Origin of the sequence: Williamsia herbipolensis (assembly GCF_036153515.1) — a bacterium.
Lineage (GTDB): Bacteria > Actinomycetota > Actinomycetes > Mycobacteriales > Mycobacteriaceae > Williamsia_A > Williamsia_A herbipolensis.
In genome coordinates this window covers 4,079,078-4,096,466 of the sequence record NZ_CP108021.1, presented here as the reverse complement: position 1 = coordinate 4,096,466, position 17,389 = coordinate 4,079,078, and the positions used below count along the sequence as shown (strand labels likewise).

Genomic DNA, 17,389 nt, shown 5'->3' with positions numbered 1-17,389 from the left:
TATTAATCCGTAAAGCTCACGAATTGATTTATCTCAGCAGAACGCAGCATCCGCCGTAGCTTCGCTGCACTGAGCGGTAGGGCTGCTGTGCTTGGTTCGATCGTGGATCGGTTCGGATCCCCATCTGGGGCATTCGCAAAGGCTGCCAACGCTTTGAGCACTGGCTCGGCGCGTCGGCGCGAACCATGAATCTTGGGCAACACCTTCAAAAGGACTATGTGGTCGAGGATCTGATCGCGTTCAGCCACCCCGAGGTGTTCGAGCGCTGCTGCATATCTCAGAGCTTCATAGAACACCCGGTGGCCAAACTCATCGTCTGTCTCCGTAAGACGATGGTGCAGATCGCGTAGCGCAGCCGACACCGCCGGCCTTCTCGCACTTCGTACCTGCCATGTGTCGTCCCGAACGAGCTCGACCATCCCGCGGAGATGAGCGACCTCAGCGGAAGGGACGGCGCTGGGCCGAACGACCTCATCAGACAAGTCCTGCGTGGCCGTTCGAACCTCGAAGGTCGTCGCACGATCAAGCACCTTGGGCGAAAACTGGTAAGTCGTCTCGTCGACGTTTACGGTTCCAACTACAAAGACGTTGCGAGGCAACGCGATAAGCCGCTCCGCCGTACTCTTTAGACGCCATTCACCATCGGGACCCATTGCGAGGTTGGGGAGAACTGCGTCACGGGACTCGAAGCCGGAGAGGAAGTCGGAAAAGTACCTTTCGACGTGCGCCAAGTTCATCTCGTCGAGCAACAAAAGATGCGGCATATCGGGCTCTTCCACTGCAGACAGGAGGAAACGCAGAGTGTCGGGCACGAACCAGGCGGCTCGGCCATTCAGCGGCGGACGCAAGGCGTCTTCGTAGCCAAATAGCGCCTCGGGACCGGTCCAATCTGGGCGGACAGCGACGGGCAGGAAGCGTCGGCCGTTCGGACCGGAACCAAACCACTCCCCGAGCCGAAGAGCCAGCTGAGTCTTCCCGCTCCCAGACATTCCGGCCAGTATTACGAACGGCTTAGTCACCAACGCCGCAAGTAGCGCGACAACTAAATCCCCATGCCCACTACGGACTCGAAGGCCCGACGAGTCCACCGCCTGTCGAAATGCCGTTGCTATCTCCGAGAGCGACGAGACAGTCGTTCGTTCATCGTCCGGGTAGTGGAAGCGGTCGATAACGCTGTCCGACAAGTCAAGTACTGCGTCGAGATCGCGAAGGATCTCGGCATCTTCAGGCACGGATTCACGGGCGTAGAATTTGTGGACGATTATGCTAGCCGCGTAGTCGCGTGCAAGATTTCCAGGTCCCAGCGATATCGCGTTGTCCGCGACGAAAGAGCGACCACTAAGCTCACCAGATGCCAAACTCCGTACCCGCGAGGCGGTTAACTCTAGCTGCGTCAGCATGTGATCTCGTCCAAGCTTCTTCAGCTCTTGCGTTCCTTGCGCAACGGTCACGTACACACCCGACATGTCCTCGCGAAAAAGCAGAACCGGGTAAACGCCGCTCTGGGTGGAAGTAGTGACCCGTCCATCAAGCAGAGCGATCCAGGGCGCCGCCGCCCAGTTCCCTAGACCGACGGATCCCTTTACCTTCACATGCGGCCTGGCCAAGAGCGGTCCGCTTTGCCCAATGCGCTCTTCTAGCGATCGCAGGGTAGTCATGACCGGGTGCGAGCCACTGAAGCTTCCCGCGCGCGCGTCGTGATACTCAGCCATGAACTTTTCAAGAAGCGTCTGGATTACCGAATCGCCGGGGTTGGTTCGGAGAATTACGTCGAAACCAGCAGGTCTGTAGGCGGCGCGCAACTGCAACCCGCCGTTGAACTGAGTGTTCTTCAACGTGCCCTCGTCCGGATGGTCAAATCCGTACGCGACCCCAGCGATAGCCTTTGGGTCGTATTCTCGGCCGTCGACCATTAGGGCGTAAGCCGTCGCACGCCCAAACCCGTACTTGCTCAGAAACGCGTCCCGGCCGAGGTCGTCGTACTCGCGAAGCGCACGCTCAATGCCCTCACGGGACAGCACGCCGAGGGCCATCAAATCCATCCCATCCAGCACATGTAAACCACCTTAGGCAGGCGGACGCAAGATCGGTGCGACTGCGACACGCGCCTGCTGGTCGCCGCGTAGACGAGGTGGCAACACGAGTTATCGCATCCGACCCGGGCGACTTCGCTAGTCGGTTACCCCCAAGGATGGGTCGGCCCGGATGTCTGTCACCAACGCCGAGAGGTCCTAACACAGAAGGTGAGCGTCTATAGCTAACCTGACTATGCGGACCGACGGACTTCCTCGGGAATCACCACCAGCGGACATGTCCCCCACCGCACGAATCCTTTCGTGCTGCCTTGGGGACATCTACGTGACTTTGCTGCGGACCACCGCCGATCGTGTGGCGATCGCCGACCCGGACTCTCTAGTGGAGCAACTCTTGGAACAGATGCTGCACCAACGCGGGTACAAGCCGGCCCCGGCTGAGCAGCAGTCGTGGCGCCGCTCGCTCCCCGTATTGGCCGCCGACCTGCGCGATGCGGGACTCGGCGAGGTCGAGATGCTCGTCGAGTACCACCTACCACTGACGTCGCAGAGAGCCGACGTCGTCCTCGCCGGCACACACCCGAACTCCGGAGAGCCTTCGTACGTGGTCGTTGAGCTGAAGCAATGGTCAGCAGCAACCTCCTTCGAGGGAAACCCGGATCTGGTGTCTGTCCCCGGAATGCCGGGCGGGCCAAAGCTCCATCCCGTGCTTCAGGTTCGCGGCTACTGCAACTACATCGCCGACTTCGCCCGGGCACTCGAGCATCAGCCCGACTCGCTCGCAGGCATGGCTTACCTCCACAACGCCACCGACTCCGCAGCAGTCGCGGACCTGACGGCGGTCCCGGTTTCGACGACCGGACGGTTGTTCACTGGGGTCACGCGCGGTGCGATGATCGACTTCTTGCGAACACGTCTGGCGCCCCACCCTGGCCGAGCGGCCGCAGATATCCTGCTCAACTCCGCTGTCGCACCGTCGCAGCAGTTGTTGAAGGTCGCTGCCGACGAAGTACGCAACCGCGAACAGTTTCACCTGCTCGGCAACCAGCAGCTCGCAGTCGACCTCGTGATGCATGCTGTAGAGCAGGCACGGCGCGCGAACTCGAAGCGCATCGTCGTGGTTACGGGTGGTCCCGGCAGCGGTAAAAGCGTGATCGCGCTGTCGTTGCTCGGTGAGCTGTCCCGGCAAGGGCGAACCGTGCTGCACGCCACGGGCTCCCGCTCGTTCACGCAGACCCTGCGCAAAGTGGCGGGCCATCGCGACAAACGAGTCCAGTCCATGTTCAAGTACTTCAACCAGTTCATGGACGCCGGCACTAACGATCTCGACGTCCTGATACTCGACGAAGCCCACCGCATACGAGAAACTTCGGTGGACCGCTACACCCGAGCGGCGCTGCGTACCGGTCGTCCGCAAGTGGACGAGCTGATCTCCGCGGCTCGGGTCCCCGTCTTCCTGCTTGATCAGCACCAGGTTGTGCGGCCCGGTGAGATGGGGACGCGCGAGCAGATTGAGGCGTACGCCGCACACGTAGGAGTCGCGACCCATCACGTGGAGCTCGGCGAGCAGTTCCGCTGCGGCGGCAGCGAGGAATACATGCTGTGGGTCGCGCGGATACTCGGACTCCGCGACGAACCGCCCGTTGCGTGGCAGGGCGATCCCCAATTCGAAGTCCTAGTCGCCGACAGCCCCGCAGAGCTAGAAGCGATCTTGCGAAACAAGACCCACGACGGCTACTCAGCACGCATGACTGCCGGCTACTGCTGGCCCTGGAGCAACGCTAGCGACGACGGAACCCTCGTCGAGGACGTCGTCATCGACGACTGGTCGAGGCCATGGAACAGCAAAAGCGATCGCCGGCTTGGCAATGCACCGCCCGCACCACTGTGGGCGACAGACGACGGTGGATTCGGACAGGTCGGATGTGTCTACACCGCACAGGGCTTCGAATACGACTGGAACGGCGTCATCATCGGCCCCGATCTGCTGTGGCGCGACGGCCGCTTCGCGTCGGTGAGGCGCGCGAATCGCGACCCCGATTTCAAGAACACCGTCAAGGTTCCCGACGACCGTTTCGACGTACTCGTCCGCAACGTTTACAAAGTGCTGCTGACCCGCGGCATGGTCGGCACAGTTATTTACTCAACCGACCGCGAAACGCGAGAAGCACTGCACAAGCTCATAACTGAATAACTAACCGATTTCAGCATCGGCCCGACAGGCTTCCCCTCGGACATGCCTCCACCCGCTGCGACCTCTAAGAGACGCGTAGCGACGCATGGATTGTGACCGTTGGCGAGGACTTCCCCGACCACGTTCAATACGGACTCGCCGACGGGTTCTGGGACACCCGTCGTCGGCGAGACATTCGAGCCGGCGACGAGGTCTTCTTCTGGTTGTCAGGTACCGGCCTCGCCGCGTGGATCGACGTGACACCTCAGACCTGCGAGAGCTTCGTGCCGGTGATACGGCCGCCCACTGGCGCGACGCGACGACCGGCGGATACCAGTACCGGTTTGAATCACGCGAACGGCGCACCGCGACCATTGATAGCTCGAAGTGCACGCGCTGGAGGCGGCCCCTTAGTACTTCGTCCTCGAACGCTACCTGCACTTTATTGACCAGATGGTCGTTCTCGATTGAACGACGGATGGCCGCTGCGACTGTGCCCATACGTACGGGATCGTCCAAGAACTCGGCCAGCACAATGCGGTCCAAAGCGTTCCCCTTGGTCGCCTTCTTCGCGTAGTCAGGATGCTGTGTCGCGGTGTCTACAGTCTTTCGAGCCACTCCGTTCGCGTTGCGGAATTTCTCCTGATGAACCTCGATCGGATGGAGCGGCGGTGTCGGCAAGAGATGGTCTATTCATATGCGGGTCCTCACTCGATTTACCGGCACCGGGCGGGCGTGTCGGCCGGACGAACGTTCGGTAGTGTTCGGTCAGACCGAACGAGGGGGCGATTTTGGGCGAAGTACTGAAAGCCGACCTGGACGCGATTCGGGCGCTGGCGGACCGTCAGCATGGGTCTGCGTCCGATGTTCGAGGGATCGATTCGGCCCCAGCGCTGGCGCCGCTGGGCAGCGGTTTGCCGGGGTCTGACACAGCCTTGCGCTGTGGTGAGGCGGCGACAAAAATTGCTGACGCGCTTACGGAGGTAGCGGGTCGAATTGATGTACTAGCCCAGACCAACCGGCAGGCCGCGGACACGATCGGTTTGGCCGACGAAACGTATGCAAAGAGCATCTCGGCGACGTTGAATCTCGCGCCGTGAGTGCTCCCTCCGTCTCGCAGGTGAAGACGTGGTCCCTTAATAGCCATGTCATCGCCGACGCGGCGTCGGCGATCGACGGCAAAGTCGACGAATTCGATCGAGTGATGAACAGCCTCATCAGGGACGTCGATGCAGTCATGGACAGCTGGAAGGGTGATGCTGCTGCCGCCTCCCAGGCCGCGACTAACTCAGAGAAGCAGATCAGCAGCCGCCTTGGAATGGGCATCCTGCAAATCGCGGATGCCCTCACCACCCAGGGTGCAGACTTCGTACACGCCTGCGAGAGCGCAAAGCTCGCAGCTGAGCACGTGAGCGCGCTCGGATACGTCGTGGCCGATAACGGCACAGTCTCCCCGCCGCCGGCAGTAACTGGGGGCTTCCCAGCCGATGTCCCATCTGGTCTCGCGCCGGAGGACGCTCTGCCTATCGCGACCGCTAACGCCGCGACCCATCAGTCTGACCTCTCGAGAGCATTGGCTGCCGCGGGTGAGGCGGACGCTGCGCTTGCCGCCGTAGTGGCGAACGCTGCGGACGCACTGGGTCAGGCGGCCGACCGAGCGACCGCGTCCGTCCCGGTTTCGCCACAGGTACGAGCGATCCTTGATGACAAGGCCGAACTGCCAGCTGATCCGAAGGCGCTCAACGCCTTCTGGAACAGCCTGACGGCCAACGAAAAGGCTGAACTCTGGAACCACGATCGCAACGCCGGCAACCTGGACGGCGTACCCGCAGCCGACCGAGACCACTTCAATCGGCGAAATCTTGTTGACCTGCAACGTCATGCGCAGCAGCAGCTCGACAAACCTGAACCTGAATTCAGGCCCTCGCCACGCTGGTCCCACAAGGAAGACTCTCCGGGATACCGAGCGTGGAAGAAGGACCATGATGCCGCGCAACAGCAACTGGACGGCCTCAAGGCACTGGACGACAGGCTAACCAGCCAATCCGACCCACCCCTCTACCTTTTAGCCGTCAAGGACAACGGGCAGGCAGTTGTCTCAGTAAATAACCCTGACACTGCGGACAACGTGTCGACGTACGTGCCGGGTACCGGAACGAACATCGGAACGCTCAATGGGGATATCGACCGGTCGGAGAAGATGGTCGCGTCGGCGTCTCGAGCTGATCCGACCGCAACGACAGCCGTTGTTGCATGGCAGGATTATCAGGCACCCCAGGACATCAAAAGGGATGCGTGGCAACCTCACTATGCCGAGGATGCGTCGGGCTCTCTCGATAGATTCCAGAACGGAATCGCGGCGACACACGTTGGAGCCGATAACCCCCACACCAGCGTCCTCGGCCACAGCTACGGCACAACCGTTGTCGGCCAAGCCGCACTCGATCCGCACACCCTGAACACGGACGACGTCATACTTGTCGCGAGTCCCGGGTTGGCTGATCTGGGTAACGTGAATGACCTTCACCTGACGGGGGTTCCCAGCTCAGACAACGGAAACCATGTCTGGGCGACCGTGGCGGATAACGATCCGATACGTTGGACACCTGGTGTCGTGCTCGGTGACAAGCCCTGGTCGGAAGCCTATGGCGCGAGTCTCTTCTCCTCAGATCCGTCTGGAGGACACTCCGACTATTGGAACGACAATGACCCAGCCCTCGTGAGCGACAACAACCCGGCCCTGGAAAACATCGGGCGGATCATTTCCGATAGAACAGAGGCGGTGACGCGTCCGTGAGGGCTCTTGTTTCGTGGGCGGCTGTTCTGATGATGGTTGTCCTCGCCGTGGCAGCTTGTGGCGGTAATGACGACGATTCGAGGAAATGTATGACCACCAACGACGGCGCGCAGCAGGGCCTTGTCCAGCGTATGCAGCAGACAGCTGACTCCCTGCCTTGGCCGGTCGTCTTCTCCAAGCAATTGCCAGGTCTTCAGTCAGGAAAACTTTCGCCGGGCCCCACGCCCGCAGACGGCGACGATGCGAACCCAGATCAGCCGTACTCGTGGAGCTATCCGATGTGGGTGCTGCTGCCACAGGGGATCACTGCAGGTGAGGTGAAGTCGGCGCTCAACCAGAACTGGCGTACACAAAATTTCCAGGTGAGCGAGCGCGAGTCCGGCACGGTAACAGCCGCCGACCGGGAGGGGTATGTGTTTGGAGCGCAGACATCGGCGCAGGGTTACCTATCGCTATCGATCGAGTCACCCTGCTTCCCTAAATCGCAACTCAACCGCTCATTTTTGTGGCCCGATCGGATCGAGTCCGATACTTAGGGTCGGACACGGCGTACATGTTTTGCACTTTTGAGGAATCTCGACACGGGCCAGCCAATGACCGTCCCCAGGCAAATCCGACCACAGCGCGCGAAGAGCGCGCACACTCGATCCATGAGAGTGGTTCGACTATCCGGTTGTCTCACCGTCGCGGCGCTGCTGGCGATGAGTCTGGCGTCGTGTTCCAGTACCGACGGCACCGCGACCCCGGCACCGTCGACGCGGGTGGTCACGGTCACGGCGTCGCCCAGCGCGTCAGCCAGCTCGGCTGCGCCCTCCACCACCACGGCCACCAGCAGTGCCTATACCGCGACCACAGCACGCATCACCGGCGCGAACCAGCGCGCCGCCTGGGACGTCACCATCCCGCAGCTCTCCGGCGGCACGCCTGCCGTCACCGCCGAATTCAACCAGTCCATGCGGGCGGCACTACAGGACCAGATCGACGCGCAGTACGACCCGCACTCCGGCTTCACGCTCAGCAACGGGTACTCGAAGGGGCCTTTCCACATCGGCCAACGCGTCATCAGTGCCGAGCAGATCACCGGCTGGATCGCCAACCCACCCGGCGCACATGGCGACTCGCTGATCTCGACGGTCACCATCGACGCCGACAACGCCAAGCCCATCACCCTGCAAGATGCGTTCGGCAACCTCGACGCCGGCCTGCAGCGACTGTCGTCGGAGGCCGCAAAGATCCTGCCGACCACCAATGCCGGCCCTGAATACCAGCGTGAGGGGATGGCACCCACGCTCACCAACTACGCCAACTGGACCGCGTCACCCGACGGCATGCGCATCCACTTCGGCGACTACCAGGTGGGCGCCTACGCCGCAGGCCTCATCACCATCACCGTCCCGTGGTCGGCGCTGTCGGATGTGCTGGCCCCCGGCATGCAGGACGTGCTGAGCAGCTGACACGTAGCGCTAGTCGAGCCGGTCGGCGACAAGAGACGCCAGTCGGCAGAAGTCGTCGGGTAGCGGCTGCTCGGGCTGCGTGAGCGACGCGGTGAGGATGCCCATCGTGGCGCGCCCCTGGACGTAGGCGCGCACCGACGTGGAGTCGGAATTGCCTGTCGGCGAGCCGAACCGGGTCCGCACCCGAATCACCACGGCATCCCGCGGACAACCGGCTGGTGTCGGGAGGATCGACGACACCGACTCGAGCATCTCGGTGTCAGTCTGCTGCCGGTAGGAGGAGCACCTCCGGACCACTCCGACGGTGTCGGACACCGACTCGCCGCCGGTCACGATCGCCTGCGCGAACGTGGGCAACGCGGCGTCCTTCGGTACGGCGAGCACACCGACTGTCGTGGAACGCAATTCACGCGCAGCCTGGTCGGCGACAACGGGACCGCACTCCGCTGGCGTGGTCGCACCGCCGATACCGGACGGTGCCGTGTTCGACAGTCGCGACACCTGGTAGCCGGAGGGGAAGTCGTCAGCGGTGAGAAAGGGACCGTCGGACACCGGCGCACTGTCGCTGCGACCCCAGATCGCCGTCGCCACAGCCGCCGCGGCGATGATCACGGTGACGATCAACGCGAATCGCATGCGACGCGGCGTCATGATGTGTCCCTCCCGTGCACCGTGCCCATCTCGGCACCGGCGTCCACGGTAGTCGTCAGCGCGCCACCGCCTCGACGATCGCAGGCAGGGCGACAGCGGCGGTGGAGCGGACGCGGATGTCACACGCGTCGGAGAGGTCGGTCTCGTGGGGGTTGATCTCGACGATGGTCGCGCCGGCCGCGCGGGCGATGTGCGGCAGTCCCGCCGCGGGGTAGACCACACCCGAGGTCCCGACGAGAACGAACACGTTAGCGGCCTCGGCACGCGCGGTGGCCTCGGCGAACGCGTTCTGCGGCAACGATTCCCCGAACCACACGACACCGGGCCGGACGAGTCCGCCGCACTCGCATTCGGGTGGGTCGAGAGAGTCGGTGTCGAGGTCGACCACCTCGGCCTCGTGCGCCCGTCCACAGGTATCACACCGGCAGGCGAACAGGCTGCCGTGGACATGGACCACGTCCGCGCTGCCCGCCCGCTCGTGAAGGTCGTCGACGTTCTGGGTCACGACCCGCACGTCGGCGTCACGCGCCCATGAGGCCAGCGCCTGATGTCCGGCGTTGGGCTCGACGGCGGTGACCATCGCGCGCCGCCGCTGGTACCAGGCCCACACCAGCGCCGGATCGTCCTCCCACGCCTCCGGGGTCGCGAGCGTCATCGGGTCGTACCGTGCCCACAGTCCGGTCTGAACGTCACGAAAGGTCGGCACCCCGCTCTCCGCGGACATCCCGGCACCGGTCAGCACGGTCACCGTCCGCGCCTCGGCGAGTGCGTCGACCACGGGCTGCACGTCGGGCGAATCACTCATGGGGCTGCTCAACAACTCCCGCCGGAATCGCCGCCACCTGAACCACTGTCGCCGGAGCCGCACGAACCATTATGGTGCCCACCGAATCCGCCGTCCGACCACCCGCCGCCGTCGCCGACACCCCCGATGAAGCCCACTCCGCCACCGATGCCCGTCCCCGAGGAGCGCTCGTAGATCGGCGTGATGCCCGCTCGGCCGGGTCGCCCCGAAGATTGCTCACCCTTCGTGTGCTTCGCCATCAAGGCCACCGCGAGCACGAACGCGCCGAGCACCAGAATCGCCACCACCATGATCGATCCTCCTCGTTCGGGGTTCCTCGATTGTCTCGCGTTCAGACGCCGCAGGCCAGCGACCGTGCCCACCGACGAGAAGCCCTGTGCGGGCGATGCATCACCAACCGCCGCGGTCGGCGCGCGACTTCGTGCGTTCCTCCGAATCGGGATCGGTCGTCGAGGCCGTGACCGGCGTGGTGAGATCGGCGAGCCCGGGTACCTGTGCCAGCTCGGCTGTCACCTTCGCGATGCCGGTCACCTCGCGGATCTGCGCGGTCATCACCGCGACCTCGCGCTGCGCGATGGCGGCGGCCTCCTGCGTGGTCTCGGTGATCGTCGCGGCGAGACCGCGGGCACCGAGTTCGGCGTGGGCCTCGGGGTCGATCTCGATCTTGATCACCACACCGGTCGCGTTGACCCACACCTCGACGAGGCGGTCGTGCGACAGCGCGCTGGCGGTGATGGCCAACGCCTCTTTCTGCAGGACACCGACGCGCTCGATCATCTCGCCGAGATGGGCGTAGGGGTCGACGTTCTCGGGGTTCGTCATGCTCAGCCCGTCACGCGCTTTGCTGCTGCATCGACAACGCCGGCGAACAGCGACTTGTCGGGTGCGCTGCCACCGAGGACGTTGCCGACCTGGACGGTCATGGTGCCGCCGGGCACCGGGATGAGCGCGATCAGCACCACCGAGGTGCGCGGACCCACACCTTGGATCTGCGTCTGGGTGGTCTGCTGCACGGTCACGGAGTTGTCGACACCGGGCACCTCGACGCCGGCGTCCTCGGTCTGCACGGTCGCGGTGAACGACTGCCCGCTCACCGACGACGTGAGCTGGTAACTCGAGCAGTCCCCCAGGTTGTACTTCCTGAAGCTGCTCACCGACGCGGTCGAGTTCGACGCCGGATTGACCGCCGAGATGATCGATGTGCCCGCAGAAGCATTGGTGAACAACGCCTTCGGTGCGTTCTCGGCGTCATCGGTCGACAGGCCGGACAGATCGGGCTGGCACGATGCCGGGGTGATCGTGGCGTTCTTCGTCGCGTTGATCACCGACCCGCTCAGGTCACCCGCACCCGACGGCACCTGCAACTCGGTGAAACCGGCGGGCACGTCGGACTGCTGCAGCAGGTAGCTCGACAGCGGTTTGCCGTTGCTCTGCGCGCTCGCGCCGGCGGCGGTAGCGCCACCCTCGCCGGCGCCGGACGGCAGGGCCGTGGTGCCGTCGGACGAACATCCCGCCAACACCCCCACACAGGCCGCGACACCGGCGATGGCACCGATGGTCTTCGTGTTCATCGTGACTCCTGAGGCTGCCGGTCGAAGGTACGGGACGAATTCGAGGTGAGGTTACCCGAGCGCATGATCTCGTCGGCGGTTGCCGAGTTCTCAGCCCTCAGGACCGGGGTTGGGCCCAGCGATGCGCGGAACTCCTCGCCGACGGCGGTTCTGCGACCGTCGGACCTATCGTGGAACCCATGCTGCCGGTCATCTCTCTTCCCGACCTCGACACCGCCGCCGGACGCAGCCGTCTCGCCCGGGTGAGCAGCGAAGTCGGGTTCTTCCATCTCGTCGACCACGGTGTCCCGGACTCGGCGATAGACCGCATCCGCGACGCCGCGCGCGCCTTCTTCGCCCTGCCCGATGCCGACAAGCAGGCCATCGCGATGGTCAACAGCCCCCACTTCCGGGGCTACAACCAGCTGGGCGGCGAGCTGACGAACGGTTCGGTCGACCGGCGCGAACAGATCGACATCGGACCCGAACGGCAACCGCTGCCCGACGCCCGCGGCCCGATGCGGCTGCAGGGCCCCAACCAGTGGCCGGCCGCTCTACCCGAACTGCGCGAGGCCGTCGCCGCCTACGACACCGAGTTGGCGCGGGTGTCGCGTGACCTGCTGTCGCGGTGGGCGGTGGCACTGGGCGCATCGGCCGACACCTTCACCGAGTCGTTCGCCCTGCCCGCGACCCTGATCAAGCTCATCCGCTACCCGGCGCGCACCGACGATCGCGCGGTCGACGACCAGGGCGTCGGCGCGCACAAGGACTCCGGCGTGCTCACCATCCTGTTGCTGGAGAACGACTCCCGCGGGTTGCAGGTCGAACGCGCCGACGGCACGTGGATCGACGCACCCGCGGTCGAGGGCGCCTTCATCGTCAACATCGGCGAGATGCTCGAGGTCGCCACCGACGGCTACCTCAAGGCCACGCGCCATCGCGTGCTGACCGCGCCGCACGCCCCCGAACGCCTGTCGATCCCCTACTTCTTCGCCCCGTCGCTCGACGCGGTGATCCCCACCATCGGCGCCCCCGACGGCGCGCAGGCCCCCGGCATCACCGCCGATCCGGCGAACCCGCTGTTCGCGACCTACGGCGAGAACACCTGGAAGAGCCGTACCCGCGCGCACCCCGACGTGTACCGCCGCTGGTATCCCGACGAGGCGTTCGCCGCCCACTGACCGGCTTCTCCCCAGATACCTCGGGCCCGACTGGGCCTGTGCACCGAGAGCACCGAGCTCGCCGCCTCGGACATACCGGACAGATAGTGTGGCCACACCACCATCGGCCCGACCGTCAGCGAGGAGTGCGCCCCGTGTCCGACGTGATGAAGGCCGACCTCGACGCCATCCGCGCGCTGGCGGGCAAGCAACACGACAGCGCCTCGACGATTCGTGGTCTCGACGTCGGAAAGGCCTTCAGCGCAACGATCTCCGGGTTGGCCGGGTCGGACGTCGAGGCGGTGTGTGCTCGCGCCGAGACGGCCGTGGAGGCCGCGTTGGCCGAGGTGGCGGCACGGGTCGACGCGCTGGCCGACGCCAACCGCACGGCGGCCGAAACGGTGGGCCTCGCCGACGACACGTATGCGGCCAGTATCCGCGCAACGCTGAACATGGAGCCTTAGCCACCGATGAGCAGTCCGACGGTGTCGCAGGTGCGCGCGTGGAGCACGCAGGGTTCGGCACTCACCGACACGGCCGCACAGATCGATGCGACGGTCGACGCCTTCGACGCCGTGATGAACAACCTCCTGCGCGACGTCGACGCGGTGTCGCAGAGCTGGCAGGGCGACGCGGCGCGCGCGTCATCGGCGCAGGCCGATGCGGAGAAACAGTTCAGCAACCGACTCGGGATCGCGATCCTCGACATCGCCGACGACATCCATCGCCTCGGCCCCACGTTCGTCCGCTCGTGTGAGGTTGCCCGGTCGCTCGCCGACTCGATCACCGGTGGCGGTTATCTGGTCGCCGACAACGGGACGGTGACCCCGCCCGCCGATGCCCGTCCGGGGCGTCCCGTCGACGTGCCGGCCGGCTCCGACGATACCGTGGCGGCGACCATCGCTTCGACGAATGCCGCTGTGCACCAGCAGGATCTGATGGCGGCGCTCGCGACCGCCGGGCAGGCCGACGCCGACCTGGCACGACAGGTCGAGGCCGCACTCGCCGCGCTCGGTCAGGCCGCCGACCGTGCGACGACGTCGGTGCCGGTGCGCCCGGAGGTCTCGGCGATCGTCGACGGCCGCGCGTCGCTGCCGTCGGCCCCGAAGGCGCTCAACGCCTTCTGGGACACGTTGACCGCGAACGAGAAGGCGGCGCTGTGGAACGCCGATCGATCGGTGGGCAATCGGGACGGGATACCGGCGGCCGATCGCGACCACTTCAACCGCCGCCACCTCGCCGAGATGGAGATCGCCGAGCGCGCGAAGGTCGACGACTATATCGCTGCGCACCCCTACATCAAGGACGGGAAGGTGACCGCCGCACCCGGTCCCGGCGGCTACGTCACCGACGGTCGACGTGAGGACGAGTACGCGAAGGTCACCGCGAGGTACCGGGCCCTCACCGGTCTGGAGACGGCACTCGACGACCCGACCGGCTCGAACCCGCGGTTCCTGCTGCAGGTCGACGATCGCGGACGCGGCGCGGTGGCGGTCAACAACCCCGACACCGCCGCGAATGTGACCACCTACGTTCCGGGCACCGGCTCGAACCTGGGCAACATCGGCGGCGGCATCGACCGCGCGCAGACCATGGTGGGTGCGGCCGAACGCGCCGATCCGCGCGCTGCGACCTCGGTGGTCGCCTGGTACGGCTACGACGCACCCCAGGGACTCGGCGCCGCGGCGGGTCCGGCGTCGGCCGCCGGCGCGGCCGGGCCCCTCGACTCCTTCCAGGACGGGCTGCGCGCCACCCACGAGGGCGCCACCGCCTCGCACAACACGGTGCTGGGCCACAGCTACGGCACCGTGGTGGTGGGCGAGGCCTCGTCGGAGGGACACACCCTCGACGCTGACGACCTGGTGTTCCTCGCCAGTCCCGGCATCGGCGGCCCGAACTCGCCCGACGACCTGTCGCTGACCGGTGTCGCGCGATCGGACATGGCGCAGCACGTGTACGCGAGCACCGCGACCACCGACCCGATCGGGCTCACCGAGGGCATCCACGGCATCAGTCCGAACAACCCCGAGTTCGGTGCCCAGCGATTCACCTCCGACCACAGCAACCACCCGCGCCTGAGCGACCACAGCGCCTACTGGGACACCCACCCCGACGGCACCCAGAACCAGGCCCTGACGAACATGGCGCTCATCATGACCGGGCGAGGAGACGAGACCGAATGACGCTGTGGCGCAGCATCGCCTCGCTGGTCGTGTGTCTCGGCACGCTCACCGCATGCACCGACGAAGGGAACTCCCCGATGGTCACCAACGACGAGGCACACCAGCAGATCATCACGCGATTCCAGGAACTCGCCGACGGGCTGTCGTGGCCGGGCGCCACGCTCACCGTGGAGCTGCCCGGTCTCCCCGACTCCGAGCAGACCCCGAATCCGGCGCCCTGCAACGGAAACGACGACGATCCCGACCAGCCCTACCGCTGGCAGTTCGCGATGTGGGTGCTGCTGCCCGCCGACACCGATGCCGCACGCGCACGTACCGCGACCGCCGACGCGCTGACCGCCGCGGGATGGACGGTCACCAGCAGTGGCCGCGGCGTCATCGACGGCACCGGATTCGACGGTTACACCGTGAACGTGCTCGCCAACCCCGACACGGTCCCGGTGTCGATCAGCTCGCCCTGCTTCCCCAAGACGCAGCTCGATCGCACGATGCAGTGGCCGCGAACGATCACCGGTCAGCCCTGAGCGCCCGCCTCAGGTGAGGTCGCGGCGCATGACGAGCCGCGGCATCTTCGACGCCACCGCATCGGTCTCGCCGATCACCTCGAAACCGGCGGCCGCGAACATCGTCCGCGTGCCGACGAACGCCATCGTCGTGTCCATCCGACCGGAAGGATCGACCGGATAGGCCTCCACCGCAGGGGCTCCCGACCGTCGTGCGTACTCGACGGCACCGTCGATCACCTGGCCCGACACCCCCTGCTTGCGGTGACCACCCCGCACCACGACGCACACGATGCTCCACACCGGGACGTCGTCGACCGGCCGGATGAGCTTGCTGTTCACCAGCCGCGTGATCTCCGACCGGGGCCCGATGTTGCACCACCCCACGGGGACCCCGTTGCGATAGGCGACCACGCCGGGCGGATGCTCGCGTTCGGTGAGCCGCCGCATCGCCTGTTCACGACTACCCTCGCCGAGCTCCTCGATCTCGCGCAACCGGATCCGATGCGACAGACACCAACAGTGATTCGCGCGCCGATTCGGGTTGATCACGTCGGCGAAATCCTCGAACCGATCGGGCGTGACCGGATGCGTCTCCCATGTCATGCATCCAGGATCGGCGATGCCGGCATCCCGGGCGAGTGGTTTCCGCGCATCCGGTCTGCGGGTTCCTTCTCGTCCCGCCGGTCGTCGTGCTGGTGACCGGGCTAGTGGGCGGCGCGCTCTGAGGCGGCCGGTTCGTCGTGCCCGATGACCGTTCCACGCCAGCCGCCGATGATGCGCATGGCGTGGAAGATGACCAATGCGGCGACGGCACCGAGGGCGATGCCGCCGAAGCTGAGATCGCCGATGGTCCAGCTGAAGTCGGCGATACCGATGACCAGCGGGATGGCCGCGGTGAACTGGTTGATCGGCTTGGAGAAGTCGACGCGGTTGCTGACCCAGATGTTGACACCGAGGATGCCGACGAGGCCGTAGAGCGCGGTGGTGACGCCGCCGAGCACGCCCGGCGGGATCGACGCGATGACCGCGCCCACCTTCGGCGACAGTCCGAGCAGCACCGCGGCGATGCCGGCGATCCAGTATGCGGCCGTCGAGTAGACCTTCGTCGCGGCCATCACGCCGATGTTCTCGGCGTAGGTGGTGGTCGCCGAACCGCCGCCGCTGCCGGCGAGGACGGTGGCGATGCCGTCGGCGGCGAGCGCGCGACCGATCTGCTTGTCGTAGTCGATCCCGGTCATCGTCTGGATCGACTTCACGTGACCGATGTTCTCCACCACGAGCACCAGCACGACCGGGATGAACAACGGCAGCACCGTCAGATGCAGTGTGGGGGTGGTGAAGTCGGGGAAACCGACCCAGCTCGCGGCGCCGATAGCATCGGTCTCGACCTTGCCGCGCGCCAGCGCCAACAGGTAGCCGAGCACCACGCACGCGAAGATGGCGAGACGACCCACGAGGCCCTTGAACAAGACGAGCACCGCGATCAGGAGGACCAGCACCACGGTCGCGGTGAGCGCGTCCTTCTCGTAGTTCGTCTTCGCGGTGGGCGCGAGGTTGAGGCCGATGACCGCGACGATGGTGCCGGTGATGATCGGCGGCATCAGCATCTCGATCCAGCGGATACCCGCGACGTGCACGATGACGCCGATCACGACCAGCAGGATGCCGACCATCACCAGGCCGCCGAGTGCCGATCCCTTGCCGTCCGACGCCGTCGCCGCGGTGACCGGCGCGATGATCGCGAAGCTCGACCCGAGGTAACTCGGCAGGCGGTTGCGGGTGATCAGCAGGAACAGGATCGTGCCGATGCCGGAGAACAGCAGCGTGGTGGCCGGCGGGAACCCGGTGAGGACGGGCACGAGGAACGTGGCACCGAACATCGCGACCACGTGCTGTAGGCCGATGCTCACCGTGCGCGGCCAGGTGAGCCGGTCACCGGGGGCGACGACGGCGTCGGTGCCCGCGACCTTCGTCCACCGGAAGGACGACGCGAACGAGGGATCTGAGTCTGACATGACGAACAGTCTGGGCCATCGGCCGGTCATCCGCGCGTAAAGCGAACGCCCACCCGCGGGCA

The 17,389-nt window shown here is 65.5% G+C and carries 17 protein-coding genes; 9 read left to right on the top strand and 8 right to left on the bottom strand.

Annotated elements, in window-relative coordinates; translation table 11 throughout:
- Positions 1-2: 2 nt before the first annotated feature.
- Positions 3-2,033, bottom strand: a complete 2,031-nt coding sequence (locus tag OG579_RS19065) for an McrB family protein (RefSeq protein ID WP_328857222.1) — start codon at positions 2,031-2,033, stop codon at positions 3-5.
- Positions 2,034-2,358: 325 nt separating this feature from the next.
- Here OG579_RS19065 and OG579_RS19060 point away from each other — a divergent pair, with 325 nt between their 5' ends.
- From OG579_RS19060 to OG579_RS19040, 5 genes are all read left to right on the top strand, one after another.
- The gene (locus OG579_RS19060) at positions 2,359-4,227 is read left to right on the top strand and encodes a DNA/RNA helicase domain-containing protein (RefSeq protein WP_328857221.1); all 1,869 of its coding nucleotides are present in this window, start codon (positions 2,359-2,361) and stop codon (positions 4,225-4,227) included.
- A 770-nt stretch (positions 4,228-4,997) separates the two neighbouring features.
- Positions 4,998-5,306, top strand: a complete 309-nt coding sequence (locus OG579_RS19055; RefSeq protein ID WP_328857220.1) for a hypothetical protein — start codon at positions 4,998-5,000, stop codon at positions 5,304-5,306.
- Complete coding sequence (locus OG579_RS19050) at positions 5,303-7,003, top strand: alpha/beta hydrolase (RefSeq protein WP_328857219.1); 1,701 nt, start codon at positions 5,303-5,305, stop codon at positions 7,001-7,003. The genes OG579_RS19055 and OG579_RS19050 overlap by 4 nt, the downstream gene beginning before the upstream one ends.
- An 89-nt stretch (positions 7,004-7,092) precedes the next feature.
- Positions 7,093-7,539 carry a hypothetical protein gene (locus OG579_RS19045; RefSeq protein WP_328857218.1) on the top strand — a complete coding sequence of 149 codons (447 nt, stop codon included), beginning with the start codon at positions 7,093-7,095 and terminating at the stop codon, positions 7,537-7,539.
- 114 nt (positions 7,540-7,653) lie between these two features.
- Complete coding sequence (locus OG579_RS19040; RefSeq protein WP_328857217.1) at positions 7,654-8,457, top strand: RsiV family protein; 804 nt, start codon at positions 7,654-7,656, stop codon at positions 8,455-8,457.
- A gap of 9 nt (positions 8,458-8,466) precedes the next feature.
- Here the strand turns inward: OG579_RS19040 and OG579_RS19035 are convergent, their stop codons facing one another.
- From OG579_RS19035 to OG579_RS19015, 5 genes are all read right to left on the bottom strand, one after another.
- Positions 8,467-9,108: a hypothetical protein gene (locus OG579_RS19035; protein ID WP_328857216.1), complete on the bottom strand. Its 642-nt coding sequence runs from the start codon at positions 9,106-9,108 to the stop codon at positions 8,467-8,469.
- A 55-nt stretch (positions 9,109-9,163) separates the two neighbouring features.
- Complete coding sequence (locus OG579_RS19030) at positions 9,164-9,913, bottom strand: SIR2 family NAD-dependent protein deacylase (RefSeq protein WP_328857215.1); 750 nt, start codon at positions 9,911-9,913, stop codon at positions 9,164-9,166.
- A gap of 8 nt (positions 9,914-9,921) precedes the next feature.
- Positions 9,922-10,203 (bottom strand): hypothetical protein, encoded by a 282-nt coding sequence (locus tag OG579_RS19025; protein ID WP_328857214.1) that lies wholly within the window; start codon positions 10,201-10,203, stop codon positions 9,922-9,924.
- Positions 10,204-10,303: 100 nt separating this feature from the next.
- Entirely contained in the window at positions 10,304-10,735 is a 432-nt protein-coding gene (locus OG579_RS19020) for a YbaB/EbfC family nucleoid-associated protein (RefSeq protein ID WP_328857213.1), read from the bottom strand.
- A gap of 2 nt (positions 10,736-10,737) precedes the next feature.
- Positions 10,738-11,484 carry a hypothetical protein gene (locus OG579_RS19015; RefSeq protein WP_328857212.1) on the bottom strand — a complete coding sequence of 249 codons (747 nt, stop codon included), beginning with the start codon at positions 11,482-11,484 and terminating at the stop codon, positions 10,738-10,740.
- A 179-nt stretch (positions 11,485-11,663) separates the two neighbouring features.
- Between OG579_RS19015 and OG579_RS19010 the strand changes: the two genes are divergently transcribed.
- The 4 genes from OG579_RS19010 (at position 11,664) to OG579_RS18995 (ending at position 15,330) form a co-directional block, all read left to right on the top strand.
- Positions 11,664-12,644 (top strand): isopenicillin N synthase family dioxygenase, encoded by a 981-nt coding sequence (locus OG579_RS19010; RefSeq protein WP_328857211.1) that lies wholly within the window; start codon positions 11,664-11,666, stop codon positions 12,642-12,644.
- A 134-nt stretch (positions 12,645-12,778) separates the two neighbouring features.
- Complete coding sequence (locus OG579_RS19005) at positions 12,779-13,087, top strand: hypothetical protein (RefSeq protein WP_328857210.1); 309 nt, start codon at positions 12,779-12,781, stop codon at positions 13,085-13,087.
- A 6-nt stretch (positions 13,088-13,093) separates the two neighbouring features.
- Positions 13,094-14,806: an alpha/beta hydrolase gene (locus OG579_RS19000; protein ID WP_328857209.1), complete on the top strand. Its 1,713-nt coding sequence runs from the start codon at positions 13,094-13,096 to the stop codon at positions 14,804-14,806.
- Positions 14,803-15,330, top strand: coding sequence for a hypothetical protein (locus OG579_RS18995; RefSeq protein WP_328857208.1), 528 nt, complete (start codon positions 14,803-14,805; stop codon positions 15,328-15,330). The genes OG579_RS19000 and OG579_RS18995 overlap by 4 nt, the downstream gene beginning before the upstream one ends.
- A 9-nt stretch (positions 15,331-15,339) precedes the next feature.
- Here the strand turns inward: OG579_RS18995 and OG579_RS18990 are convergent, their stop codons facing one another.
- On the bottom strand, positions 15,340-15,915 hold the full coding sequence (locus OG579_RS18990; protein WP_328857207.1) for a GNAT family N-acetyltransferase: 576 nt from the start codon (positions 15,913-15,915) through the stop codon (positions 15,340-15,342).
- A gap of 101 nt (positions 15,916-16,016) precedes the next feature.
- Positions 16,017-17,327 (bottom strand): uracil-xanthine permease family protein, encoded by a 1,311-nt coding sequence (locus OG579_RS18985; RefSeq protein WP_328857206.1) that lies wholly within the window; start codon positions 17,325-17,327, stop codon positions 16,017-16,019.
- Positions 17,328-17,389: the final 62 nt, after the last annotated feature.